The sequence below is a fragment of the Vagococcus xieshaowenii genome (genome assembly GCF_004792515.1).
GTDB lineage: Bacteria > Bacillota > Bacilli > Lactobacillales > Vagococcaceae > Vagococcus_A > Vagococcus_A xieshaowenii.
In genome coordinates this window covers 1,734,942-1,758,566 of sequence record NZ_CP038865.1, presented here as the reverse complement: position 1 = coordinate 1,758,566, position 23,625 = coordinate 1,734,942, and the positions used below count along the sequence as shown (strand labels likewise).

26 protein-coding genes and 1 riboswitch are annotated in these 23,625 nt (G+C 35.0%); of the genes, 21 read left to right on the top strand and 5 right to left on the bottom strand.

The genetic code is table 11. The features are described 5' to 3' along the window. Nucleotides 1-61 precede the first annotated feature (61 nt). Nucleotides 62-237, bottom strand: a riboswitch (Lysine riboswitch). Between the two features lie 122 nt (nucleotides 238-359). Then, nucleotides 360-656: a hypothetical protein gene (locus E4Z98_RS08485; protein ID WP_135255205.1), complete on the bottom strand. Its 297-nt coding sequence runs from the start codon at nucleotides 654-656 to the stop codon at nucleotides 360-362. 157 nt (nucleotides 657-813) lie between these two features. Here E4Z98_RS08485 and E4Z98_RS08480 point away from each other — a divergent pair, with 157 nt between their 5' ends. The 6 genes from E4Z98_RS08480 (at nucleotide 814) to manA (ending at nucleotide 5,444) form a co-directional block, all read left to right on the top strand. Further along, entirely contained in the window at nucleotides 814-1,269 is a 456-nt protein-coding gene (locus E4Z98_RS08480) for a DIP1984 family protein (RefSeq protein ID WP_135255206.1), read from the top strand. A 343-nt stretch (nucleotides 1,270-1,612) separates the two neighbouring features. Further along, a complete protein-coding gene (locus E4Z98_RS08475) occupies nucleotides 1,613-2,521 on the top strand; it encodes an EamA family transporter (RefSeq protein ID WP_135255207.1) in 909 nt (302 codons plus the stop codon). Between the two features lie 115 nt (nucleotides 2,522-2,636). Next, nucleotides 2,637-3,353 (top strand): NAD-dependent protein deacylase, encoded by a 717-nt coding sequence (locus E4Z98_RS08470; RefSeq protein WP_135255208.1) that lies wholly within the window; start codon nucleotides 2,637-2,639, stop codon nucleotides 3,351-3,353. Nucleotides 3,354-3,368: 15 nt separating this feature from the next. Next, complete coding sequence (locus tag E4Z98_RS08465; protein ID WP_135255209.1) at nucleotides 3,369-3,632, top strand: chorismate mutase; 264 nt, start codon at nucleotides 3,369-3,371, stop codon at nucleotides 3,630-3,632. 200 nt (nucleotides 3,633-3,832) lie between these two features. Beyond that, a complete protein-coding gene (locus E4Z98_RS08460; RefSeq protein ID WP_135255210.1) occupies nucleotides 3,833-4,330 on the top strand; it encodes a hypothetical protein in 498 nt (165 codons plus the stop codon). A gap of 151 nt (nucleotides 4,331-4,481) precedes the next feature. Further along, nucleotides 4,482-5,444 (top strand): mannose-6-phosphate isomerase, class I, encoded by a 963-nt coding sequence (gene manA / locus E4Z98_RS08455; RefSeq protein ID WP_135255222.1) that lies wholly within the window; start codon nucleotides 4,482-4,484, stop codon nucleotides 5,442-5,444. A 20-nt stretch (nucleotides 5,445-5,464) separates the two neighbouring features. Here the strand turns inward: manA and E4Z98_RS08450 are convergent, their stop codons facing one another. Next, a complete protein-coding gene (locus E4Z98_RS08450; protein WP_135255211.1) occupies nucleotides 5,465-5,998 on the bottom strand; it encodes a 3'-5' exonuclease in 534 nt (177 codons plus the stop codon). 15 nt (nucleotides 5,999-6,013) lie between these two features. Then, nucleotides 6,014-6,766, bottom strand: coding sequence for an exodeoxyribonuclease III (locus tag E4Z98_RS08445; protein ID WP_135255212.1), 753 nt, complete (start codon nucleotides 6,764-6,766; stop codon nucleotides 6,014-6,016). A gap of 120 nt (nucleotides 6,767-6,886) precedes the next feature. On the opposite strand from E4Z98_RS08445, the gene E4Z98_RS08440 reads away from it, so the two are divergent. Then, complete coding sequence (locus E4Z98_RS08440; RefSeq protein WP_135255213.1) at nucleotides 6,887-7,318, top strand: GNAT family N-acetyltransferase; 432 nt, start codon at nucleotides 6,887-6,889, stop codon at nucleotides 7,316-7,318. Between the two features lie 98 nt (nucleotides 7,319-7,416). Next, entirely contained in the window at nucleotides 7,417-8,316 is a 900-nt protein-coding gene (gene murB / locus E4Z98_RS08435) for a UDP-N-acetylmuramate dehydrogenase (protein WP_135255214.1), read from the top strand. Nucleotides 8,317-8,359: 43 nt separating this feature from the next. Here murB and E4Z98_RS08430 read toward each other — a convergent pair whose 3' ends face one another. Then, complete coding sequence (locus E4Z98_RS08430) at nucleotides 8,360-9,208, bottom strand: helix-turn-helix domain-containing protein (RefSeq protein ID WP_135255215.1); 849 nt, start codon at nucleotides 9,206-9,208, stop codon at nucleotides 8,360-8,362. A 344-nt stretch (nucleotides 9,209-9,552) separates the two neighbouring features. Between E4Z98_RS08430 and E4Z98_RS08425 the strand changes: the two genes are divergently transcribed. Further along, a complete protein-coding gene (locus E4Z98_RS08425) occupies nucleotides 9,553-9,753 on the top strand; it encodes a cold-shock protein (RefSeq protein ID WP_135255216.1) in 201 nt (66 codons plus the stop codon). A gap of 256 nt (nucleotides 9,754-10,009) precedes the next feature. Then, nucleotides 10,010-10,426 (top strand): IS200/IS605 family transposase, encoded by a 417-nt coding sequence (tnpA, locus tag E4Z98_RS08420; RefSeq protein WP_241856760.1) that lies wholly within the window; start codon nucleotides 10,010-10,012, stop codon nucleotides 10,424-10,426. 214 nt (nucleotides 10,427-10,640) lie between these two features. Here tnpA (E4Z98_RS08420) and E4Z98_RS08415 read toward each other — a convergent pair whose 3' ends face one another. Continuing rightward, a complete protein-coding gene (locus E4Z98_RS08415; protein WP_135253968.1) occupies nucleotides 10,641-11,819 on the bottom strand; it encodes an ROK family protein in 1,179 nt (392 codons plus the stop codon). 199 nt (nucleotides 11,820-12,018) lie between these two features. Between E4Z98_RS08415 and E4Z98_RS08410 the strand changes: the two genes are divergently transcribed. From E4Z98_RS08410 to E4Z98_RS08360, 11 genes are all read left to right on the top strand, one after another. After that, nucleotides 12,019-12,918, top strand: coding sequence for a DUF7916 family protein (locus E4Z98_RS08410; protein WP_135253970.1), 900 nt, complete (start codon nucleotides 12,019-12,021; stop codon nucleotides 12,916-12,918). Nucleotides 12,919-12,941: 23 nt separating this feature from the next. Further along, the gene (locus tag E4Z98_RS08405) at nucleotides 12,942-14,216 is read left to right on the top strand and encodes a PTS sugar transporter subunit IIC (RefSeq protein WP_135253972.1); all 1,275 of its coding nucleotides are present in this window, start codon (nucleotides 12,942-12,944) and stop codon (nucleotides 14,214-14,216) included. A 216-nt stretch (nucleotides 14,217-14,432) separates the two neighbouring features. Next, nucleotides 14,433-14,717: a co-chaperone GroES gene (groES, locus tag E4Z98_RS08400; RefSeq protein WP_135253974.1), complete on the top strand. Its 285-nt coding sequence runs from the start codon at nucleotides 14,433-14,435 to the stop codon at nucleotides 14,715-14,717. Nucleotides 14,718-14,737: 20 nt separating this feature from the next. Further along, nucleotides 14,738-16,363, top strand: coding sequence for a chaperonin GroEL (gene groL, locus E4Z98_RS08395; protein WP_135253975.1), 1,626 nt, complete (start codon nucleotides 14,738-14,740; stop codon nucleotides 16,361-16,363). Nucleotides 16,364-16,496: 133 nt separating this feature from the next. Further along, entirely contained in the window at nucleotides 16,497-17,198 is a 702-nt protein-coding gene (locus tag E4Z98_RS08390; RefSeq protein ID WP_135253977.1) for a DUF975 family protein, read from the top strand. A gap of 172 nt (nucleotides 17,199-17,370) precedes the next feature. Beyond that, a complete protein-coding gene (tnpA, locus tag E4Z98_RS08385; RefSeq protein ID WP_135961145.1) occupies nucleotides 17,371-17,844 on the top strand; it encodes an IS200/IS605 family transposase in 474 nt (157 codons plus the stop codon). Between the two features lie 229 nt (nucleotides 17,845-18,073). After that, entirely contained in the window at nucleotides 18,074-18,286 is a 213-nt protein-coding gene (locus E4Z98_RS08380) for a hypothetical protein (protein WP_135254203.1), read from the top strand. 26 nt (nucleotides 18,287-18,312) lie between these two features. Beyond that, the gene (gene galE, locus E4Z98_RS08375) at nucleotides 18,313-19,302 is read left to right on the top strand and encodes a UDP-glucose 4-epimerase GalE (protein ID WP_135254204.1); all 990 of its coding nucleotides are present in this window, start codon (nucleotides 18,313-18,315) and stop codon (nucleotides 19,300-19,302) included. Nucleotides 19,303-19,463: 161 nt separating this feature from the next. Beyond that, nucleotides 19,464-20,978 (top strand): DUF1846 domain-containing protein, encoded by a 1,515-nt coding sequence (locus tag E4Z98_RS08370; RefSeq protein ID WP_135254205.1) that lies wholly within the window; start codon nucleotides 19,464-19,466, stop codon nucleotides 20,976-20,978. A gap of 184 nt (nucleotides 20,979-21,162) precedes the next feature. After that, nucleotides 21,163-22,029, top strand: coding sequence for a response regulator transcription factor (locus tag E4Z98_RS08365; RefSeq protein ID WP_135254206.1), 867 nt, complete (start codon nucleotides 21,163-21,165; stop codon nucleotides 22,027-22,029). A 65-nt stretch (nucleotides 22,030-22,094) separates the two neighbouring features. After that, a complete protein-coding gene (locus E4Z98_RS08360) occupies nucleotides 22,095-23,597 on the top strand; it encodes a lytic polysaccharide monooxygenase (RefSeq protein WP_167790896.1) in 1,503 nt (500 codons plus the stop codon). The last annotated feature ends 28 nt before the right edge of the window (nucleotides 23,598-23,625 follow it).

Genomic DNA, 23,625 nt, shown 5'->3' with positions numbered 1-23,625 from the left:
AAAAAAAAGACCTCATGATAAATACATGAGGTCTGAACGTTTACATTCTAATTGCCTAGCTGACAAAAATAGCGCAACTCAATCTTCGCAGACTGAGACAGTCCAACAGCTATTAACTGTTGTCCCAACATATACTAGTGAGGCTAGTATACATTTCGGCGGTTTTCCCTCCTGATAGTGTCTTTGTTTCCTCAAACTCGACCATCATTCTTAATTACCGCGACCTCTACCTCATCATGAGGCATATTTAATTGTTTTGTTAGGTACTATCATAAAGGAAGAGTAGAGGGAGGTCAAGAGATAAATAAGAAAAAATAAAAACAGGTCATCATGATGACCTGTTTTTTTAGCCAATAGAATTAAGCTGCAGCAGGTTTTTTAACGCGTCCTACGATAGCTTGAATAACTGTTAATGCTAAGTTAGCCCAAATTAAGCTTGTGATTAATGAGCTGTAAGTTGAAATCTCGAAATCCCATTTTTTGTATACGAACAAGATAATTGCTAATAGAATAACAACTAACACATTGAAAAATGCGAATGCCCATAAATTTCCGTTTTCTTTTCTAGCTAAGTAGAATAGAGATAATCCGATTGATAAGACAGTCCACGCGATGCCGACTAAAATACATGCCCAATAAATAATTGCTGGTACCATTATACATTACTCCTTTATTGTTTATTCTCAACCTATCATATCATTTTTTGTGAAAGTTGTCATGAAATAATCGTATAAGTTGTTTCTTTTTATTCGTTTAAGACAATTACTAACGGTTTTGTTATAATAACAGTAAGAAAGACACGAGGTGATGAAGGTGAAATTAGCAGAGGCATTAATCGAGAAAAAAGCGCTAGAAGATAAGCAATATGAACTAATTGAACGTTTTCGTCAAAGCGTTAAAATTCAAGAAGGTGAAACGTCATATGAAGATTGTGAGGCTATTTTGAACGAATTAGAGATGTGTTATCAACAGTCTAATCATTTATTGAAAAAAATCACAAGAACGAATCAAATGGTGACAATTGAGGGCAAAACATTAGTTGAATGTCTGATTGATAGAAAAACGATTGCCACACAACGAGATAGTATGCAAAAGCTTTATCATTATATGACAGAAAAAGATTACCGTATTTCTCGTGCTGAGATTAAAACGGTACTCATGATGAATCCAGTTGAAGTTAATAAGAAAATAAACCAATTGTCAAAAGAATTACGCCTGTTAGATACTAAAATTCAAGAAAAAAATTGGACAGTGGATTTAATAGAATAAAAACTGGGTGGTTAAACTTCTATTCGTTCGGGTATAAAAGTTTGAGACAAACTAATTGTCTCACCTGTAGGCTATGTCGTAGGGGACAGCCAGTGGCAATCCCACAATTATTGAGTATCCCTGCTTCGCGTACATGAGTAGAATTTATTGTGTATCAATTATAACGGTATGCCAAACAGATAGAAGGATGGGTGGGATAGTTTTTAGTAACTAGCAGAGGCTGGTTACTTTTTTTTATCTAAACAAGCTTCATTCGAATTTTTTTGTTAGAAGGATTGACCTTTACTGATAATTAGGATAATTTTAATAAATAAAAACAATTTTGAAAGGTTAGGAATTATTTATGTGGTTTTTACCAGCGATTATTACCGTTCTTGCATGGGGAACGGCGGATTTATTTTATAAAAAAGGCAACAATCCTAAAGAGAGTTACAGTGCATTAAGAACAGTTATCATGGTAGGGTTAGTGATGGGACTTCACGCGATACTCTATATGATGCTTTATGAAGGTATACGTTTTGACTTGTTGAATCTAGTGAAATATTTGCCTGTTTCATTTATGTATATTTTGTCGATGGCAATAGGCTACAAAGGCTTACGCTATATTGAGTTGTCGGTTTCTTCACCAATTAGTAATTCATCAGGTGCAGTTTCTGCAATGTTAACGTTCTTATTTTTAGGTGGCAAGATGACGAAAGTGCAGTTTTTGGCGGTTGCGTTGATTTCTGTAGGTATTTTCTTATTATCACTATTTGAAAAACAAGAAGCTGACGCGGAACTTGCTGCAGAAGGAACAGTTGTGGATAAGAAATATCGTAAGAGTGCGATGGCGATTATTTTCCCAATTTTATATTGTATCATTGATGGTATGGGAACATTTTTGGACGGCTATTATTTAGAAACGAAACAATTTATGTCAGAAGATCAAGCATTGATTAGTTATGAAATCACCTTTTTATTGGTTGCTTTAGCATGTTGGGCATATTTGAAAGTTGTAAAAGGAGAATCGATTATTTTCCCTAATGAGAAGAATCGTTTAGCAGCCGCTAGTTTTGAAACGCTAGGACAATTTTTCTATGTAGGTGCTATTGCTAGTAACGCTATTATTGTCGCACCGTTGATTTCTTCTTATAGTATTATTTCTGTGTTATGGTCTAGAATTTTCTTGAAAGAAAAATTAAGTGTGAAACAGTATTTAGTGATTGCGATGATTATGGTGGCAATTGCGATATTAGGCTTTTATGATGGATAGTAAGTCACTTAGCTCTTGGGATGTTCCTGAGGGCTTTTTTAATAGTGGCTAGTCTTTTTTTAGAATATTTGAAATAATAGAGGGGTAAGGATAACTGAAAAAGGAGTGATGGATAGTGACAGAACAAGAAGCGTTAGCGATTCAATTCATTCAACAAGCAAAACATCTCGTCTTTATGACAGGTGCTGGTGTATCGGTTCCCTCGGGCATTCCCGATTATCGCTCGTTAGATGGTGTGTATGCCGGTTTCGAAGCGCCAGAATATTTGTTAAGCCATACGTGTTTGAAACGTGAACCAGAAAAGTTTTATCAGTTTGTCAAAAATCTCTATCATCCTGAGGCACAGCCAAATGTGATTCATCAAGTGATGGCTGAGTTGGAACGGACAAAAGAGGTCGCGGTGATTACCCAAAATATTGATAGCTTACATCAACAGGCCGGTCAAAAAAACTTAATTGAATTTCACGGTAGCTTGTATCATGTTTACTGTCAGCAGTGTGGCAAGTCGGTGCCGGTGACCAGCTATTTAGATGATGATTTTCATGAAGGGTGTGGCGGACCATTACGTCCTGACGTGGTGCTTTACGAAGAAGGGTTGGACGAAAACAACGTGCAACACGCAATCCGTCAAGTCATGCAAGCTGATACGATTGTTGTAGTAGGGACTAGTTTGCGTGTTTATCCATTCGCGGGGCTCTTAGATTACCGTTCGCCTGATGCTAAGGTTATATTAGTGAATAAAGAGGCAACTCAAGTTAGTCGTGACACGTTGACTGTCTTAGGAGATGCGACTAAGTTTTTTGAAAAAATAAAAAAGAGTGAAAAGAAATAAGAGGAGTGAAACAAATTGGAAAATGCTCGTCGCAAAATAGATGACATTGATCACCAGTTGGTTGCGTTGTTGGAAGAGAGAATGCAAGTGGTGGAAGAAGTTATTTCAATCAAAAAAGCACAGACAAGAGAAGTATTAGATGAAGATCGTGAAAAAGATGTATTAAAAAAAGTCTCTGCGTGTATAAAACATAAAGAATATGAGCCATGTATATTGGCTATTTATGAAGAAATACTAACAGTTTCTAAAGTATATCAAGTGAAGAAATTAACCGAATAATTAAAATGCGTCTAGAAAAAATAGTGAAAGAACCGATAATTAAACATGATAAAGGGCTAGAACCGCTTATTCAATAATGACATAATCATGAAAAACAGGCGAAAACACTTGCATATTTCTTGAAAATACGGTACTTTTAAAAGGTTGATTAAAACAAGTTTAGTTATATATTTATAGAGTGTTGAAGGAGAATTACGGATATGACAACAGGAAAAACGCCTAAATTAAAGTATCAAAGAAACTATATCAAAAAAATGATTGCGACATACATGACAGATGCAGAAGATTTTGCTTTATTAAGCCAAAAAACTGATGCAGAAGCCATTCATAAATTAGTGAAGAAAAAAACATCTTCAGCTCGTATTGTAGAAGCAATGGATTTATACTTCAAAAAAGGTGAATTGAACCTTTTACAATATTTTGATAATGCCTTTGCATCAATTAATGGTTATGAAGAAACAACTGAAGATATCTTTGGATTAAATCAATGGCATAGCCCAGAAGTTAAAGCGATGTTTGAAGCGAAAGTAACAGACCACGCGCAAACAATGGAAGTAAAAAAAGTTTTTGCTTCATTAGATGTATCTGATATTGCTAAAATCACTAAGTCTGAAAAATATACTAACTATATTACAATGGCTTGGTTAGTTGGTCTAAAGACCACTATGGAGACATTAGAAGAAACATTTGGTAAATAATTAATAGTGAAGTTGAAAAGCGAGATGGTTAACCGTCTCGCTTTTTTTGTTATTTATGATTTTTTTCTTATAAATGTCTAGTCTTTTGTAGCAAATTGGTTGAAATCGTTCTATAATGAAATCATGTTTAATTATGAGAGGATGACGTATGTTGAAACAACCGATTTTTATGGCACCAGTTTTACAAGAAAAAATTTGGGGCGGAACAAAATTAAGAGATATTTATCACTATGAAATTCCAAGTGAAAAAACTGGGGAGTGTTGGGCAATTAGCGCACATCCAAATGGTATGGGACATGTTTTACCAGAAAATGAATTTGCGGGGATGTCACTGGCAGAGTTATTTACGACACATCCAGAATTATTTGGGAATCCTCAAGTGGATGTTTTCCCACTGTTAACAAAAATTATTGATGCGGCAGACGATTTATCGGTTCAAGTTCACCCGGATGATGCGTATGGATTGGCTCATGAAGGCGAATTAGGCAAAACAGAATGTTGGTATGTTATTGACGCAGATCCAGGTTCAAAAATTGTCTATGGCCACACAGCGCAAACTCGTGAAGAATTAGCGCAACGTATTCATGATGGTGAGTGGTCAGAATTATTAGAAGAAGTAGAAGTAAAAGCAGGGGATTTCTTCTTTGTACCAAGTGGGACGATTCATGCAATCGGAGCAGGTGTGACTATTTTAGAGACGCAACAAAGCAGTGATACAACATATCGCGTGTATGATTATGATCGTAAAGATGATCAAGGCAACGAACGTGAATTACATATTCAACAATCAATTGATGTGACAACTGTCCCACATGAGGTTGCACCATTTGAACAAACAGTTGAAAAGATTGGTGAAAGTGAGTTGAAAACATTAATCACAAGTGATTATTTCAATGTTTTCCACTGGACCATTGATTCACCAGTTAGCTTAGAACAAGTTAACAAATATACGTTAGTTAGTGTATTAGAAGGTGAAGGAATGATTAAAATTGAGGATAAAGAATGGCCACTTGCAAAGGGGCAACATTTCATTATTCCAGCAACTGTCACTTCTTGGGAATTATCAGGTAAATTAGATATTATTGCATCAACACCAGGTGTAAAAAATAACTAAAAAAATCTAGCTCATTAGAGCTAGATTTTTTTTACGAATTGTTTTAATGGTTCCGTACCAAAAAGCTTTTCTTGTGTTAACAAAATATTCGCACATGCGACGCTATCTTCCAAAGCGTCATGGTGATTATCTAAAGTGATACCTAGATGTTGGCAAACTGTATTCAACCGATGATTCTCAAAATCAGGAAATAATTTGCGACTGCTTCGGACTGTGCAAAGTGATTGGAAATGTGCTTCAGGTAAGCCGTAATAGTCCAAACAGCCTCGCAAGACCCCGTTGTCAAAAGGGGCATTATGGGCTACGACTAAATGCTGCGATTGAAAATATTGCGCTAATTCTGGCCAAATCTCCGAGAAAGTCGGCGCATTTTTGACCATCTCCGGCTTAATTCCGTGAACTTGGATATTACGCCAATGAAAATCAGTATCTGGTTGTAATAATGAATAATATTTTCCAACAATTTGACTATCTTGTACAAAAGAAAGTGCGATGGAACAAGCACTATGTCTTTGTGCATTAGCTGTTTCAAAATCCATTGCGATAAAATTCATTGTATCATCTCCTTATTATATGATTGTTAGCTCAACTGGACAATGATCGCTTCCTAAAATATCGCTATGAATTTTCGCATCTACTAATCGAGGAATGAGGCGTTCAGATGTTAGAAAATAATCAATTCGCCATCCGGCATTATTTTGACGTGCATTAAAACGATAGCTCCACCAAGAATAAGCGCCTTCTAATTCAGGATAAAAATGACGGAAAGTATCAACATAGCCGTTTGCTAATAAATCAGTAAAAGCTTGTCGTTCTTCAGGAGAAAATCCAGGATTTTTCTGATTGGTTTTCCAGTTTTTTAAGTCAATGTTTTGGTGTGCGACGTTTAAATCGCCACAGACAATGACAGGTTTTTGTTCGTTTAGTTTGTTCAAGTGTTGCTTAAAGGCCTCTTCCCATGAAAGACGATAGTCTAATCGTTTCAATTGTGCTTGTGCATTTGGGGTATAGCAAGTGACTAGAAAAAATTCAGGGTATTCAAGTGTAATGACACGGCCTTCTTGATCGTGCTCTTCGATACCTAAGCCATAGGTAGCCGTTAGTGCTTTTTCTTTAGCAAAAATCGCTACGCCAGAATAGCCTTTTTTGACGGCATAATTCCAATATTGATGATAACCAGGTAAGGTTAAATCAATTTGTCCTTCTTGTAACTTAATCTCTTGTAAACAGAAAAAATCTGCGTCTAATTGGTTAAAAATAGTTAAAAAATCTTTTTGCATGACCGCGCGCAATCCATTGACGTTCCACGAAATAAATTTCATTTGTCAGCCTCCATTTTACTTAATCATCTTTTTTATTGTATCACAAAATGGCAAGGCTCTCGGTTGTTTCTTTTTAGAAAGTCCTTTATGATTAAATAAAACGAGAAAGTAGGGACCATCATGAAATTAATCATAAAAAAACTAGACGAACTATCTACCACTGAATTATTACATATCATGCAACAACGTGTGGCGGTATTTGTAGTAGAACAAAACTGTCCCTATCAAGAAATTGATGAATTGGATGAACGAGCTATTCATATGTGGTTAGCTGAAGGAGAAGAAATTGTTGCATACACACGCGTTATTCCTTACGAACAACATACCGCATTTGGCCGTGTGTTAGTTAATGAAGATTATCGTGGTAATGGTTATGGGCAAAAAATTGTCGCAGCTACCATTGCCTATATTCAAGAACATGAATTTGCCCAACGCATAGAAATTTCTGCTCAAGCTTATTTGGAAAGTTTTTATCAACATTTTGGTTTTGAGTCCATTTCTGATATCTATTTAGAGGATGATATTCCTCATATTGTAATGGAACTAAATTAAAAATAATAAAAGTTTTTTAATAAACAAGCTAATTTTTGCTTATTGGTGTAAACGTGGTAAAATAAAAGCGATCTTATTTTAGAAAGAGGAACGACATAGTGAATAAAGAATTAATTACTCATGACTTAAAGGGGATTCGTTTATTTTTTGATGAGCCTTTATCTACCTATACTTATACACGAACTGGTGGACCAGCTGATGTGTTAGTGTTTCCAGAAAGCCAAGAACAGGTAAGACAAGTGGTTGATTATTGTTTAAGTAATCATTATCCATGGTTAGTTCTAGGAAATGCAAGTAACTTAATTGTTAAAGACGGCGGGATTGAAGGGTTTGTCATTATTTTAACAGATATGAAGCAAGTTGAATTAACAGGTAATCAACTAACAGTTGATGCGGGAGCTTCTTTAATTGAAACAACGAAGTTAGCGCTAGAAGCATCATTAACAGGTTTTGAATTTGCCTGTGGAATTCCAGGAAGTATTGGTGGCGCGGTATATATGAATGCGGGCGCTTATGGGGGAGAAATCAAAGATATTTTTACCTCATGTACAGTGATTTGGGAAGATGGGACGTTAGAAGAATTGACATTAGATGAAATGCAATTTAGCTACCGTCACAGTATCTTGCAAGAGAAAAAAGGTGTTATTTTAAGTGCTACTTTCACCTTGAAAAAAGGTAAATATGATCAAATTTTTGCTAAAATGGATGAATTAACCTTCTTGAGAGAAAGTAAGCAGCCGTTAGAATTACCTTCTTGTGGTAGTGTATTTAAACGCCCAGAAGGACATTTTACAGGTGCGCTAATCCAAGAAGCTAATTTACAAGGGTATACAATTGGTGGCGCGCAAATTTCTATGAAACATGCTGGTTTTATCGTTAATATCGGTGGTGCAACTGCAACGGATTATATGAAGTTAATCGCCTATATTCAAGAAGTGATTTTTGAAAAAAATCAAGTAAGACTAGAGCCAGAAGTTAGAATTATTGGTAGAGATTAATAATAAAAGCCTAAAAGATGATTAATCATCTTTTAGGCTTTTATTATGGTTGTGGTGAAGCGATTGTACGTACATGAGACATAGTTTTGATTAATTCAATCGCCTCATTTATTTTATGAGTGTCTTGCTTCATAATGCCCTTAATTAGAAATAATTGATCTAAATAATAATAAATATGTTTCTCTTTTGCCCAAGTGATACCACAATCGATTAAAGAGTTAGCTAATTCTAATTGTGAATGATTGATTAGGGCTAAACAGACATTATAAAGAGATCGTAAAAGCTCATGGCGATGATGTTCAATATCAGGTCGTTCAAATTTTTTTAAGATTTGATTAATATAAGGCAAACTTTGTGAAAAACTATTGTTATTTAAGTGATGTGTTGCAATCTCGCACATAATCATAATTTCCATATCAGATAGTGGGAGGTTGTTATTTTTTTCATAGGTATAATGTAAACTTTTTTCAAATAGCTTTAAAGCTTGAGAAGATTGTGGGTCATAAAAAGAGAGTAAACATGCTTTATAATAGTCATAGGCTTGTAACTGAGAATCATCCGTTAGGTAATCTAATAACTGATTATCCTTTATTAATTTGTTAAGTAGTGTATATTGTTCAGTTGAGTGATAATAACTAATTAGTTCTAATAATTCTTTTGCTTGAGCCTGTTGTTGATTAGGGTGAGATGTCTTGTGATTAAGAACCTCATCAACAGATTTATTCAGACGGGAACATAACTGTTGCATGATCATAACGTTTGGTATAACATCGTTATTTTCAATACGACTTAGCATAGCTTGGGAACAAATATTTTCAGAAACATCTTTTTGAGACAGTTTTAACTCTTTTCTTATCTTTTTAAGTGTAGTACCGTATACAAAGTTTTCCATGATATCTGCACGCTCCTTTGTCTGGCTATTTGTTGATTTTAGCGTATCACCTCGAAAAAATAACCGCAATTATTATGCTTATATTAATGTTATTTTATTCTACTTTTAAATAACGAGTTAACATTAGTTTTTTTGAGAGAATTCCCTGTTTAGGGGCATCTGAAAAACTGGTACTATCATTAGTAAATAGATTTACGCAAAAAATGTTGCGTGAATTTCGTTATATATGTTAGAATATATGTAGTGATATGTTTGTAACGGAGAAACAAAGGAGTCTATTAAACGAATCCTTGTATTCCCTTCAAGAACTACACGAAATATTTGGGAAAAGGAGGAGTTTAATAATGACAGAAGGAACAGTTAAATGGTTTAACGCAGAAAAAGGTTTCGGATTCATTACTGTTGAAGGTGGAGATGATGTATTTGTACATTTCTCAGCTATCCAAGGTGAAGGATTCAAAACTTTAGAAGAAGGTCAAGCAGTTACTTTCGAAGTAGAATCTGGCGATCGCGGACCTCAAGCAGTAAACGTTAACAAAGCGTAATTATTGCATCTAAATAATTGAATTTATTTAAGGCTTACTAGTTTTCTAGTAAGCTTTTTTTTTTATGTCTTTAGACCCAGTTGAGCTCGCGTAGCGTGCGAAACAAAAAACCACCTGCTATGCGGGTGGAATGGCAAACGGTTATACAAAGAATCTCTTCTTTTACATTACAATATAGGTGTTCAGGCCATATTGTAAATGAAAGGAAGAGATTAGATTGGCAAATAAAACAAATAGTTTATCTCACACAAAATGGATGTGTAAATATCATATTGTCTTTACTCCAAAGTATAGAAGAAAAATCATTTATAATCAATATCGAGAAAGCTTAATTGAAAACTTTCGGAGATTATGCAGCTATAAAGGAGTAGAAATAATTGAAGGACATTTGATGCCAGATCATGTTCATATCTTGGTAAGTATTCCACCAAAACTTAGCGTGTCACAATTTATGGGATATTTAAAAGGGAAAAGTGCCTTAATGATGTTTGATAAGCACGCAAATTTAAAATATAAATTTGGAAATCGACACTTTTGGTCAGAAGGGTATTATGTAAGTACAGTAGGTTTAAATGAAGCCACCATAAAAAAATATATTCAAGAGCAAGAAAAACACGATATGGTGATAGATAAATTGACAACCCGAGAATATAATGACCCTTTTAAGGGTTAGAAAGTGATACACACACCTCTGAAGAGGTGGCGAAAGCGGCAAAACCAATGTGGCTTGAACAAAGTGAAAAGCCAGCGCCTTGAGACGCTGGTTAGTAGTAGAGGCTTATAGCCTCAGTGCAAACCAGCCGTTTGACGGGTGGTTATGATTTGCATAAAAATAAACTGAGGAGCGTGTCACTCCTCAGTTCTAACAAGTTAGTAAAGTAAGATTGTTAATTTAATAAGGTTCGTTCTATGCATAAGCCTGTCGCAGCGATAGCTCCGTTAATTTGTTTGTATTCTTTATTGATGATAGGTTGTTGGCTTGCAGTGTTGAAGAGGCTAATTTCTTCGTTAATGTGTTTTTCTAATAAATTGAAAAGCTGTCCTTCATTGAATAATTCCCCATGGATAATAATTAAGTCTGAGTCAATCATCATTCGTAAGTTGTTCAACGTGATAGCTAAATATCTTACAGCGTTATGTAAAATATTAATGACACCTTCATCCCCTAATTTATAAGCCGTTAATATTGTCTCAATCGTCAATGATTTAGGGCTTAGACATAGCTGACGTAAGTAGGTTGTTTCAGAGTTATCATAAAGTAATTGTGATTTTTTGATAATCCAAGCTTCACTCGCGTACGTTTGCAAGCAGCCACGCTTACCACATTCACATAATTCCCCGTTTGGGTGTACCACCATATGCCCAATTTCGCCGACTAACACATTGGTTAAACCATAGAGTTTTCCCTCATAGATAGTCGAACAAAACATTCCTCTACCAACATGTAAGATGGAATAATTTTGGTTACTTAACGTTGGATTGAAAAGACGTTCTGATAGGGCCATACACTCGACGTTGTTATGGAAGTAGATAGGGCCATCAAAAAAATTCGGTAATTGGTCAAAAATAAAATTTTTCCAATAAGGGTTATTGGTTTTGATACTTTGCTTAACTTCAGAAAAATGTCCAGGTATTGCGATGCCAATGGCTTTGGAATTGTAATGTTGATTTTTCTTTATGAAGTGTTCGCAACTATCATAGAAAACTCCGACCGACAAACCCTCGGAAGAGTCGCTCGCTAAAATAACATCCTTTTCAAATACCTCGCCTTTGTTATCGCAAACAACAAAAGAAAAGAACTTCTCGGATAACTCGATGCCGATGTAGAAGCTATGTTGACGAGAAATTTTTAGTAATATTTTTTTTCTACCAGCTTTAATATTATTTTCTTCTTCTCCAGTTTCCTCGACTAGATGTTCATTAATTAATTCTCTGGTAATGTCTGTTACGATAGCCGGTGTAATCCCAGTGATTTTTGAAATATCAATTCTAGATATTTCACCATGGGTATAGATGGTTGTAATAATTTTTTTTCTTCTTTCTCGTTGAATTTTTGTAAGTTTCATTATAATCCCAACTTTCTTTGATTAGATTATAACATATTGATTATTTTTTGTAATCAATATAAATAATTTTTTACTGTTAAGATTGACATGTTAAGATATTTCGCTTAATATTGATTTGTAAAAGAAATCAAAAAAGAATGAAAAAGCGTTTAACATGTATTTTTAATTATTTTTTATAATCAATATAAGGCGGTGTAAAATGGTAAAAAGATTAATTAGTTCTAATGCCTCAGATATTTTAAAAATGAGCGCACAAGAATTGAAACAAAGTATTAGTGCCAGTGAAGGACGTGTTATTATGTCCGAAAATGTTGTATTTAGAGAAGCTTTTGTAGACGATATTACTAACGCAGAGTTAGCACGTGCCTTTGGTGCTGATATGATTTTATTAAACGGGATTGATGTTTTAAATCCAGTTATCAATGGATTATCAGCGGCAGATCAAACATTCGTTGAAAGTTTACATCATTTAGTAGGGCGACCAATTGGAGTTAACTTAGAACCAGTAGATGAAACTACTGAAATGGCAGAAACACGTTTAGAGATTGTTGAAGGAAGAAAAGCGAGCCTTCGAACTATTCAAGAGATTGAAAAAATAAAATTAGATTTTGTTTGTTTCACGGGGAATCCCGGGACAGGAGTGAGTAACAAAGAAATTTTGAAAACGATTAAATTAGCGAGAGAGAACTTTTCTGGTCTAATTATTGCCGGCAAGATGCACGGCGCAGGAGCTACTGAAAAAATTATTGATGAAGAAACAGTAAAAGCGTTTATTGAAGCAGGAGCAGATATTATCTTAGTTCCAGCTGTTGGAACAGTTCCAGGTTTTGATATGGAAGATTTAAAGCCGATTGTTAAATGTGCCCATGCAAAAAACACCTTAGTTTTAAGTGCGATTGGTACTAGTCAAGAAAGTTCGGACCCTGATACTATTAAACAAATTGCTATTCAAAATAAAATTTGTGGCGTGGACATTCAACATATTGGTGATGCCGGTTATGCTGGTGTAGCACCTGTTGAAAATATTTTTGCAATCAGTAAAGCAATTAGAGGGATGAGACACACTGCTTCAATGATAGCACGTTCAATCAATAGATAATTAATTATTTGGGAGGAAAAAAGATGAACAAAATCAATTCCTTTTTAGAGGAAAAAATGTTGCCCGTTGCTGGGAAATTAAGCGCCAATAAATTTTTAATCGCGATTCGTGATGGTATCACTCTGGCGATGCCGCTCATTATTGTGGGTTCTCTGTTTATGGTAATTGCTAGTTTCCCGATACCAGGATGGGAAGATTGGTTAGGGAAAATTGGTGTTTCAGGTTATTTATGGAAAGGTGTCGATAGTAGTTTTGGTTTGATCGGTTTAGTTGCCAGTTTTGGGATAGCGTATAGCTTAACAAAACAGTATGGTGTCGATGGGGTTTCTTCAGGTATCATTTCATTATCAACGTTTATTACGGTAACCCCATTTATTTCATCTGATGCTGGTGCGGGTATGCCAACAGGTTATATGGCAGCTAAAGGCTTGTTCGTAGCAATTATTTTAGGGTTAGTTAACGGCTATGTTTATCAATTATTTATTAGCAAAAATATTCAAATTAAACTACCTGATACAGTGCCATCAGCGGTAGCTAAAAGTTTTAGCGCAATTATTCCAGGTGCGGTTTTAATCACGTTTTGGTTATTTGTATTCGGTATATTAGACTCATTGAACTTGCCAAATATCCATGATATTGCACAAGTAATATTAGGGAAACCTTTAGGATTAGTAGGAAGTAACGTGTTTGGTTCAATTATTATCGTTGCATTAAATAGTTTATTCTGGTTTGTGGGGATTCATGGTGGGAACGTTGTGAATTCTGTAATGCAACCGATTTGGATTGCAAATTTAGATGCGAACCGCGAAGCTTATCAAGCAGGTCAAACGTTACCTAATATTTTTACCGTGGCGTTCATGGACAACTTTGTTTACATCGGTGGTGGTGGAGCGACTATTGGTTTAGTTTTAGTTTTAGGTTACTTAGCGCGTAAGAAGAAAACAAGTCAACGTACGAAAGTTTTAGCACCAATTACGGTTGTGCCCGGTTTGTTTAATATTAATGAGCCTACTATGTTTGGGATGCCTGTTGTTTTGAATGTGATGTTATTAGTACCATTTGTTTTAGCACCGATTGTCAATGTAGTAGTTGCGTACTTAGCAATGGCTTCAGGTTTAGTACCTTTAACGAGAACGATTGCAACTTGGACAATGCCTCCAATTATTAGTGGTTTCTTAACAACGGGAAGTTTTAGAGGTTCAGCTTTACAAATTGTCTTGATTATTTTAGATATCTTGTTATATCTGCCGTTTTTCTTGGCACTTGAGAAGAAATTCAAAGAGGAAGAAACAATTTAGTTATATAGAATTTACCTTATTGAAAAGGTAATAATTAGGGGCAGAAATTCTGCTCCTTTTTTATTTGAAAATGCGAGAGGTAAGAGAATGGAGCCAAGTAGCTAATTTAAATTAAAACACTTGCAAAACGAATGATTAATGAGTATTATTATAAGTGTGGTTAGCACTCTTGAGTTTTAAGTGCTAATCTTAATAAAGCAAATGGAGGGATTTAAGTTGTTAAAACCATTAAGAGATCGTGTCATTATTGAAGTGGCTGAGCAAGAAGAAGTCACATCAGGAGGGCTGGTATTAACTTCAGCCTCTAAAGAAAAACCACAAGTAGGAACCATCCTAGCAGTGGGTCCGGGTCGTACATTTGAAAATGGTGAAACATTACCGTTAACCGTTAAAGTTGGTGACCAAGTAGTATTTGAAAAATATGCAGGTTCAGAAGTGAATCATGCTGGTAAAGATTATTTGATTGTTCATGAAAAAGATATTATCGCAATTGTAGAATAGAAAGTAGAGGATGATTAAATATGGCTAAAGATATTAAATTTGCAGGCGACGCTCGCGAAGCAATGGTTCGAGGTGTAGACATCTTAGCAGATGTTGTAAAAGTAACCTTAGGACCTAAAGGACGTAATGTCGTATTAGAAAGAGGTTTTGGTTCTCCGTTAATTACTAATGATGGGGTAACGATTGCCAAAGAAATCGAATTAGAAGATCATTTTGAAAATATGGGAGCACAACTAGTTTCTGAAGTTGCATCTAAAACAAACGATATTGCTGGAGATGGCACAACAACGGCTACTGTTTTAACACGTGCTATTGTTCGTGAAGGAATCAAAAATGTGACTGCTGGTGCTAACCCAGTGGGTATTCGTAAAGGAATTGAATTAGCAACAAAAGCAGCAGTAGAAGGATTACATGCTATTTCTCAACCCGTTGAAACAAAAGAATCTATCGCACAAGTTGCGGCAGTTTCATCAGGTTCAACAGTCGTTGGTGATTACATTTCTGATGCGATGGATAAAGTCGGTAATGATGGTGTTATTACTATCGAAGAATCTAAAGGAATCGAAACTGAATTAGATGTCGTAGAAGGTATGCAATTTGACCGTGGTTATTTATCACAATACATGGTAACTGATACCGACAAAATGGAAGCTGTTTTAGAAGATCCATATATCTTAATTACTGACAAAAAAATCTCTAATATTCAAGATATCTTGCCATTATTAGAGCAAATTTTACAACAAGGTAAACCTTTATTAATTATCGCAGATGATGTGGATGGCGAAGCGTTACCAACATTAGTATTAAACAAAATCCGTGGAACATTCAATGTAGCCGCTGTTAAAGCACCAGGATTTGGTGATCGTCGTAAAGCAATGTTAGAAGATATTGCGATTTTAACTGGCGGTACAGTGATTACAGAAGATTTAGGTTTAGAATTAAAAGATGCAACAATTGAAGCTTTAGGAACTGCTAAAAAAGTCGTAGTAGACAAAGATAACACCACAATTGTTGAAGGTGCTGGTTCAGCTGAAGCAATTGCTAACCGTGTTGCCTTAATTCGTGGTCAAATTGGTGAAACAACATCTGATTTTGATCGTGAAAAATTACAAGAGCGTTTGGCTAAATTATCAGGTGGCGTTGCGGTCATCAAAGTCGGCGCACCAACTGAAACAGAATTAAAAGAAATGAAATTACGTATTGAAGATGCGTTGAATGCAACACGTGCAGCGGTTGAAGAAGGTATCGTATCAGGTGGTGGTACTGCTTTAGTCAATGTGATTGAAAAAGTAGCTGCTATCGAAGCTGAAGGCGATGAAGCAACAGGTGTGAAGATTGTTTTACGCGCATTAGAAGAGCCAGTTCGTCAAATTACTGAAAATGCAGGGGTTGAAGGTTCTATTATTGTTGATCGCATGAAGCGTGAAGAAATCGGTATTGGATTTAATGCAGCAACAGGTGAATGGGTAAACATGATTGAAACAGGAATCGTTGATCCAACAAAAGTAACACGCTCAGCTTTACAAAATGCTGCAAGTGTGGCGTCATTAGTATTGACAACTGAAGCGGTAATTGCGGATAAACCAGCCCCAGAAATGCCAGCAGGACCAGGAATGGATCCAAGTATGATGGGTGGCATGATGTAATAAAAAACTGTTAGTAGTGTTGTCTTGGATGACTGAAGGACTATCTTCGGTCATCCAATTTTTTTTGATATTACAAAAAAACCGAGTATAATGTACAATAATAGGAGTTGTTAATAGCTTAGGAGGAAAAATTATGAAAACATCAGGAGAATTAAAACGAATTGCTAAGAGCAGTTTAGAAGGGAAATGGGTATCAGCAATTGCACTTAATTTAGTGCCGGTATTACTGAATGTCATACTAATGATTATTCCATTTATGTTAGCGGTTATTGGTTGGTTATTTCTTTCTAAAAATTTTAATATTTCGACAGATTCATTTGACTTCAATACCAAAATAGCAAATGGTTCTGATTTTTGGGATCGAAGCTCAAGTCTTATTTCTTCGTTATTTTTTATGGGGATAAGTTGGACACATTTATCATTGGTTCGTGATCGTTCAACCAAAATTATGCCATTAGAAGATAACTTGAAAGGATTTAAATCAGGAGTGATTGGTAATAACTTTTTTATTAATATTATGGTCATTCTTTTGACAGCATTATGGAGTTTATTATTTGTTATCCCTGGTATTGTGAAGAGTTATTCGTATTCACAAGTGAATTATTTGTTTCATGATCGCCTAGAAAATGAGGAATCTGTTCAAGTAATGGAGTTAATTACGGATAGTCGCCAACTAATGGATGGTCATAAAGGACGCTTGTTTGCGCTTGATTTATCTTTTGTTGGTTGGCATCTTCTTGCGATGTTGACATTAGGAATTGGATATTTGTGGTTGACGCCTTATATCAATGCAACCAAAGCAGCATTTTATCAAGATTTAATTGAAAATAGTTAATGAATAACTCCTACATTTAGATGTGGGAGTTATTTTATTATATGTTTTGAAAACCACCTGCTATGCGGGTGGTTCAGGGAGCTTCCAGCGTGGTAACAAAAAAAACTCCTAAAATGATAAGATAAAGTTGGTTTCCCGACCACAACATCAAATCATTTAGGAGGTGTCTTTTATGAGAAAAGACAATCAAAGTTTATCACATACAACCTGGAAATGTAAGTATCATATAGTATTTGCACCGAAATATCGACGCCAAATCATATATGGAAAGTATAAAAAAAGTATCGGAGAAATATTAAGAGCATTATGTGACAGAAAAGGTGTAGAAATTATTGAAGCTAACGCATGTAAAGATCATATCCATATGTTGGTAAGTATTCCACCAAAAACGAGTGTCTCGGAATTTATAGGATATTTAAAAGGAAAAAGTAGTTTAATGATATTCGATAGACATGCCGAGTTGAAATATCGTTATGGGAATAGAAAATTTTGGTGTAGAGGATATTATGTAGATACGGTAGGTCGAAATAAAAAACAGATAGAAGAATATATTAGAAATCAAATAACGGAAGATTATGTAGCGGATCAATTAACCTTATTCGAAGAATACGATCCGTTTACAGGACAAAAAAATAAGAGAAAATAAAGTGATTCTTTAAGAATCAGTGAGTAAGTGTGGTGCAAAAGGGAGACCAATCGGTAGGCCTTTTAGGCCCAGGCCGGTAAAAGAGGCTTTCAGCCGCAGAGCAAACCTCCAGTTCACACTGGAGGTTTTGATTTGTGTATATTTATCGTTATGAGGTAGTTTACTTTGTCGTATTTACTTAAAAGAGTGTATAATGATAAAGAGAAAATGATAAGGAGGCACATGTAAGATGATAATGATCTTATTGTTGCTAGCTTGTTCTGTTATTTTAGGGATTGTGATTACGATAATGTTAAATTACAAAAAGAAAGAGCAGACTGGTGAAACGTATGAATTATTAACGAATATTCTTTATTCTTTAGGCATAGGTACTTTGGTTTATGGTATTATAGTGTTAGCGTATACAGTATTATTTTTGTTGAACAGCGATCTGTTCACTTAGAAAATTATTAAATAAGGAGTGACAACATGACAATTGCAGTATTAGGGGGAGCTGGCTATATCGGTTCTCATGCAGTAAAGCAACTAGTAAGCCAAGGTTTTGATGTAGTGGTGATTGATAATTTATTAACAGGGCATCAAGAGGCGATTGATAGCAAGGCACGTTTTTATCAAGGGGATATTCGCGATAAAGAATTTATGCGTTCGGTTTTTTCAAAAGAAAAAATTGAAGGTGTCATTCATTTTGCAGCGAGTTCATTAGTTGGAGAATCTGTAGGAAAACCTTTAAAATACTTTAATAACAATGTTTATGGAACTCAAATTACTTTAGAAGTGATGCAGGAATTTGGTGTTAAAAACATTGTATTTTCTTCAACAGCTGCAACATATGGTGAGCCAGAAGAAGTACCTATCAAAGAAACAACCGCAACTAATCCTAAAAATCCTTATGGTGAAAGTAAGTTGATGATGGAAAAAATGATGCATTGGTGCGATGAAGCATACGGTATCAAATATGTCGCATTGCGTTACTTTAATGTAGCAGGAGCTGATTTAGAAACAAAAATTGGTGAAGATCACGATCCAGAAACACATCTAGTCCCAATTATCTTACAAACGGCCTTAGGCCAACGTGAGGCTATTACAATTTTTGGTGACGATTATCCAACAGAAGATGGCACATGTATTCGTGATTATGTCCATGTGGTAGATTTATGTGAGGCCCATATTTTAGCACTTAACTACTTAAAAGCAGGTAATGAAAGTAGTGTCTTTAATTTAGGAAGTAGTGAAGGCTTCTCGGTAAAAGAAATGGTCGAAGCAGCTCGTCGTGTGACAGGAAAAGAAATTCCAGCTAAAATCGGTGAACGTCGTGCTGGAGATCCAGCGGTATTAATCGCCTCACCACAAAAAGCCTACGACGTATTAGGTTGGCAACCACAATATACAACGGTTGATAAAATTATCGAAACAGCTTGGGAATGGCATGTCAGCCATCCTAATGGTTATCAAGGATAGTAAATGAAAGAAGTTGTGACTTTTTTGGTCACAACTCTTTTTTTAAAAGAGATAAATATATCATTTAGGTTAAATTTTGTAAAACTCCCTTGTTTATTGGGAGAATCTTTTATAAGATAGATACTATATTTTTTAGAAAATCACATTAAGGGGTAATGCAATTGAATAAAGTAGGTTTTGATCCACAAAAGTATATTGAAGAACAATCTAAGTATATTTTAGAACGTGTAAACAACTACGATAAATTATATTTAGAGTTTGGTGGTAAATTAATTGGTGACATGCATGCAAAACGTGTTTTACCGGGATTTGACCAAGATGCAAAAATCAAATTACTACATAAGTTAAAAGATCAAACAGAAATTATTATTTGTGTTTTCGCAGGTGATATCGAACGTAATAAGATTCGAGGCGATTATGGCATTACGTATGATATGGATATTATGCGCCAAATCGATGAATTAGCAGAGTATGAATTAAAAGTAAATAGTGTGGTGATCACACGATTTAGTGGTCAACCCGCAACGAAAATTTTTATTAATAAATTGGAACAACGTGGTATTAAAGTATACACGCACGGTATTATCGAAGGCTATCCGGTTAATGTTGATAAAATTGTAAGTGACGAAGGATTTGGGATGAACACGTTTATTCCAACGACTAAACCAATCGTTGTTGTTACAGGACCTGGTGCTGGAAGTGGAAAATTAGCGACTTGTTTAACACAACTTTATCATGAAAGTCGACAAGGAAGAGAAGCAGGGTATTCAAAATTTGAAACGTTCCCTGTTTGGAATGTCCCATTGAAACACCCATTAAATATTGCTTATGAAGCGGCGACGGTCGATTTAAAAGACGTTAATATGATCGATTCGTTCCATTTTGATCATTATGGTGAAATTGCGATTAATTATAATCGTGATATTGAAACATTCCCGATTATCAAACGTACGATTGAACGTATTACAGGTCGTGCCTGTGAATTTAATTCACCAACGGATATGGGCGTTAATCGTGTTGGTTTTGGTATTATAGACGATGAAGTGGTTAAGCAAGCTTCAAAACAAGAAATTATTCGTCGTTATTTTGCTTCGGAATGTGATTACAAAAAAGGCCTAATTGACTTAGACACATTGAACCGCGCAAAAATAATCATGGAAGAAGTATCATTGAAACCAGAAGACCGTCCGGCTGTAACACCAGCAAGAGAATATGCCGAACGATTAAAAATTGAACATGCGTCGAATCCAGATTATACGCCAGCAGTTATGTCATTAGAATTAGTTGATGGTACGATTATTTCAGGTAAAACATCAGACTTGATGGAAGCAAGTGCGTCAGCTATACTAAATGCGATTAAATCATTAGCAAATATTGGCGATGATATTTTATTATTATCACCAAATATTTTAGAGCCTATCCAAAATTTAAAAGCTAATGAATTATCAGGCCGTTTAATTGGATTGAATGCTAACGAAATTTTAATTGCTTTGTCAATTAGTGCTGTGACTAACCCGGTGGCGCAACTTGCGTATAGTAAGTTAACGGCATTAAAAGGGGCACAAGCCCATTCAACCGTAATGTTAAATAAAGATGATGAACAAGTATTACGTAGTTTAGGAATTGAATTTACGTGCGAACCTGAGTTTTCATCTAAAAATTTGTTTTATATGTAAGAAAAAAACTAAAAGCAGAACTTTCTGTTTTTAGTTTTTTTTAATGGAATTAATAGGATATATTTTGTTATTTTTTAAAAAAAGCTTCATTTTTTTTGTTATAGGCTATTATTGTGACGATTAGAAAAAAATAATAAATTGATGTGATACACTTAATGTGTAGCGTTGTTAGAGGTGAATTTGGATGATAGTTAAATATGTTGGTTCAAAAGAATTATCGGTGACCATTGATGTAGAACGAATTGAAAGCATGCATTATTTAGATTTACTAAAAGATGATAGTTTTAGTGGAGAACGCAAAAACTACTGGCAAATGATTTATGTTGATCATGGAGAAATGAAAATAAATAATGGGGAAGATGTTGTTATTTTATCTAAGGGAGATGTTGTTTTCTTAGAACCAAATAGAAGCATCAACTTGTCTAGAAATGAACAACCATTGTCAAGTTTACTATTTGTTTCTTTTATCTGTCAGTCGAGTGCTATGGTTAATTTCAAAAATTACTCGATTAATATTTGTGATGATATGGAATTAAGAGAGTTATTTAGAAAGTTAGCGATTGAAGCGAGAATGGTCTTTAGTAGTAAATTAAAGGCTCATTTTGCTTCAGAGCAAATGCTTCATTTATGTTTTACACAATTGTTAATAGAATTGTATCGAAAAAAATTGGATAGTTTTCAGGTGGATAATTTATTTTTGAAACGAGATTTTTTAGATGACAGGGTGAACGCCATTATCTTATTTATGGAAGATAATCTTTCGTCGCACATAAATTTAGAGGTGATTTGTAAAGAATTTTATTTAAGTAAATCTTATTTAAAAAGTATGTTTAAGCAACAAACATCTTATACAGTAATGAATTATTTAATGTTACTCAGAATGGAAAGAGCAAAGTTTTTGATTCGTGAAAATCGCTATAGTGTCGCCCAAGTATCAAAAATGGTGGGTTATAAAAGTGTGTCGCATTTCTCCACTGTTTTTAAAAAAAACGAAGGACTTTCACCAAAGAAATATTTAGAATCGATTAAAATGCTACATCGCAATTTTTAGTGGGAATACTCAAGTGTTTTTAGAAATTAATGCTTGATTATAATATATTAAAGGGAGATGGAAAAATGAAGTTATCAAAATTATTGGTTAGTACAGCAGTTCTTGGGGGGATGATTTGGGCATCAACAGATGTTGTGTCAGCACATGGTTATATTGCGAATCCACCATCAAGAGCGTATCAAGGATCGTTAGAAAAAAATGCTATTGGTTGGACAGCCGCGCAACAAAAATATGGGGCAGCAGCGGATAATCCACAAGGTTTAGAAACAGGTAAGGGATTTGGTCGTAACTTTGGCTTGTCATTGTTACCGTCAGATATCGTTCAACCAGCAGGGACAGGTTTTGGTCCAGAAGATGGCAAGATTACATCTGCTAATGATATCTTAGGTTCTCAAATGGCTGTTCAAAAAGAAAATTATTGGAAATCAACGACTATTAACACGGGTGACTTGGACGTTACGTGGCATTATACTGCAACACATCCTACAAGTCGTTGGAGTTACTATATAACTAAACAAAACTGGAATCCGAATAAAACTATTACACGAGATGATTTAGAATTAATCAACGATGTTCAATATGACGGTTCACAAGCTAACACTTACTTAACACACACGATTAAGGTGCCAGAAGATCGCAAAGGGTATCATGTTATTGTTAGTGCGTGGGATGTAGCGGATACAGGGATGGCCTTTTATCAAACGTTAGATGTGAATGTAGATAATGATAGCGTTCAAACAGAAGTAGCTAAGCCAAAAAATCTTACAGTCAAGTTTAGCGAAAGTAATCGTTTAGGTATTCAATGGGAAAATACTAATCAAGATATTAAGGAATTTGAAGTATATAGAAATAATCAATTAGTTGGGACTAGCAAAACAACCGAATTTATTGATGAAAAATTAACAGCGGATACTTCTTATAGCTATACAGTAGTAGCGATAAATAAAGACGGGAAAAAATCTGAACATAGCCAAGCTCTTGTAGCTAAGACTTTATCAGAAGAAGAAAGTGAACAAGCAGCGCCAACTGTCCCTGGGTATTTACATAGTATGGGAGTTAGCGAAACGTCTGTAGATTTAATGTGGGGAGCAGCGATTCATGAAACAGGCATTTCTCATTACGAAATCTATCGTGACGGCATCATGATTGCTAAATCAGAAAAAACACAATTCACTGATAATGGTTTATCAAGCGCGACAAGTTATCGTTATACAGTACGAGCTGTTGCTGTGAATGGTCAAGTATCAGAAATGAGTAATATTTTGAATGTGACAACAAAAGAACAAGAAACATCAGAAGTTGATGGTACATGGGATAAAACAAGTATTTATACGGGTGGAGAAGTTGTAACGTACAAAACAGGTACATACAAAGCAGCTTGGTACACGGTAAATGATATCCCTGACGAGTCAGATGTATGGACATTAATCGATGGAACAGAGGAATGGTCAAGTAAAAAAGCTTACCAAGCAAAATCGGTAGTTCAATACAATGGTCAATCATATGAAGCAAAATTCTGGACCAAAGGTAATATTCCAGGAGAATCAACTAACTGGATGCTTAAATAATAAATAAAGCAGGAAAAGGAAATTCCTT

Coding starts and splice junctions, on each gene's coding strand:
- E4Z98_RS08485 (WP_135255205.1), bottom strand. CDS start 656: ATGGTACCAGCAATTATTTATTGGGCATGTATTTTAGTCGGCATCGCG.
- E4Z98_RS08475 (WP_135255207.1), top strand. CDS start 1,613: ATGTGGTTTTTACCAGCGATTATTACCGTTCTTGCATGGGGAACGGCG.
- E4Z98_RS08460 (WP_135255210.1), top strand. CDS start 3,833: ATGACAACAGGAAAAACGCCTAAATTAAAGTATCAAAGAAACTATATC.
- E4Z98_RS08450 (WP_135255211.1), bottom strand. CDS start 5,998: ATGAATTTTATCGCAATGGATTTTGAAACAGCTAATGCACAAAGACAT.
- E4Z98_RS08445 (WP_135255212.1), bottom strand. CDS start 6,766: ATGAAATTTATTTCGTGGAACGTCAATGGATTGCGCGCGGTCATGCAA.
- E4Z98_RS08440 (WP_135255213.1), top strand. CDS start 6,887: ATGAAATTAATCATAAAAAAACTAGACGAACTATCTACCACTGAATTA.
- E4Z98_RS08430 (WP_135255215.1), bottom strand. CDS start 9,208: ATGGAAAACTTTGTATACGGTACTACACTTAAAAAGATAAGAAAAGAG.
- E4Z98_RS08425 (WP_135255216.1), top strand. CDS start 9,553: ATGACAGAAGGAACAGTTAAATGGTTTAACGCAGAAAAAGGTTTCGGA.
- tnpA (WP_241856760.1), top strand. CDS start 10,010: ATGTGTAAATATCATATTGTCTTTACTCCAAAGTATAGAAGAAAAATC.
- E4Z98_RS08415 (WP_135253968.1), bottom strand. CDS start 11,819: ATGAAACTTACAAAAATTCAACGAGAAAGAAGAAAAAAAATTATTACA.
- E4Z98_RS08410 (WP_135253970.1), top strand. CDS start 12,019: ATGGTAAAAAGATTAATTAGTTCTAATGCCTCAGATATTTTAAAAATG.
- E4Z98_RS08405 (WP_135253972.1), top strand. CDS start 12,942: ATGAACAAAATCAATTCCTTTTTAGAGGAAAAAATGTTGCCCGTTGCT.
- groL (WP_135253975.1), top strand. CDS start 14,738: ATGGCTAAAGATATTAAATTTGCAGGCGACGCTCGCGAAGCAATGGTT.
- E4Z98_RS08390 (WP_135253977.1), top strand. CDS start 16,497: ATGAAAACATCAGGAGAATTAAAACGAATTGCTAAGAGCAGTTTAGAA.
- tnpA (WP_135961145.1), top strand. CDS start 17,371: ATGAGAAAAGACAATCAAAGTTTATCACATACAACCTGGAAATGTAAG.
- E4Z98_RS08380 (WP_135254203.1), top strand. CDS start 18,074: ATGATAATGATCTTATTGTTGCTAGCTTGTTCTGTTATTTTAGGGATT.
- galE (WP_135254204.1), top strand. CDS start 18,313: ATGACAATTGCAGTATTAGGGGGAGCTGGCTATATCGGTTCTCATGCA.
- E4Z98_RS08365 (WP_135254206.1), top strand. CDS start 21,163: ATGATAGTTAAATATGTTGGTTCAAAAGAATTATCGGTGACCATTGAT.
- E4Z98_RS08360 (WP_167790896.1), top strand. CDS start 22,095: ATGAAGTTATCAAAATTATTGGTTAGTACAGCAGTTCTTGGGGGGATG.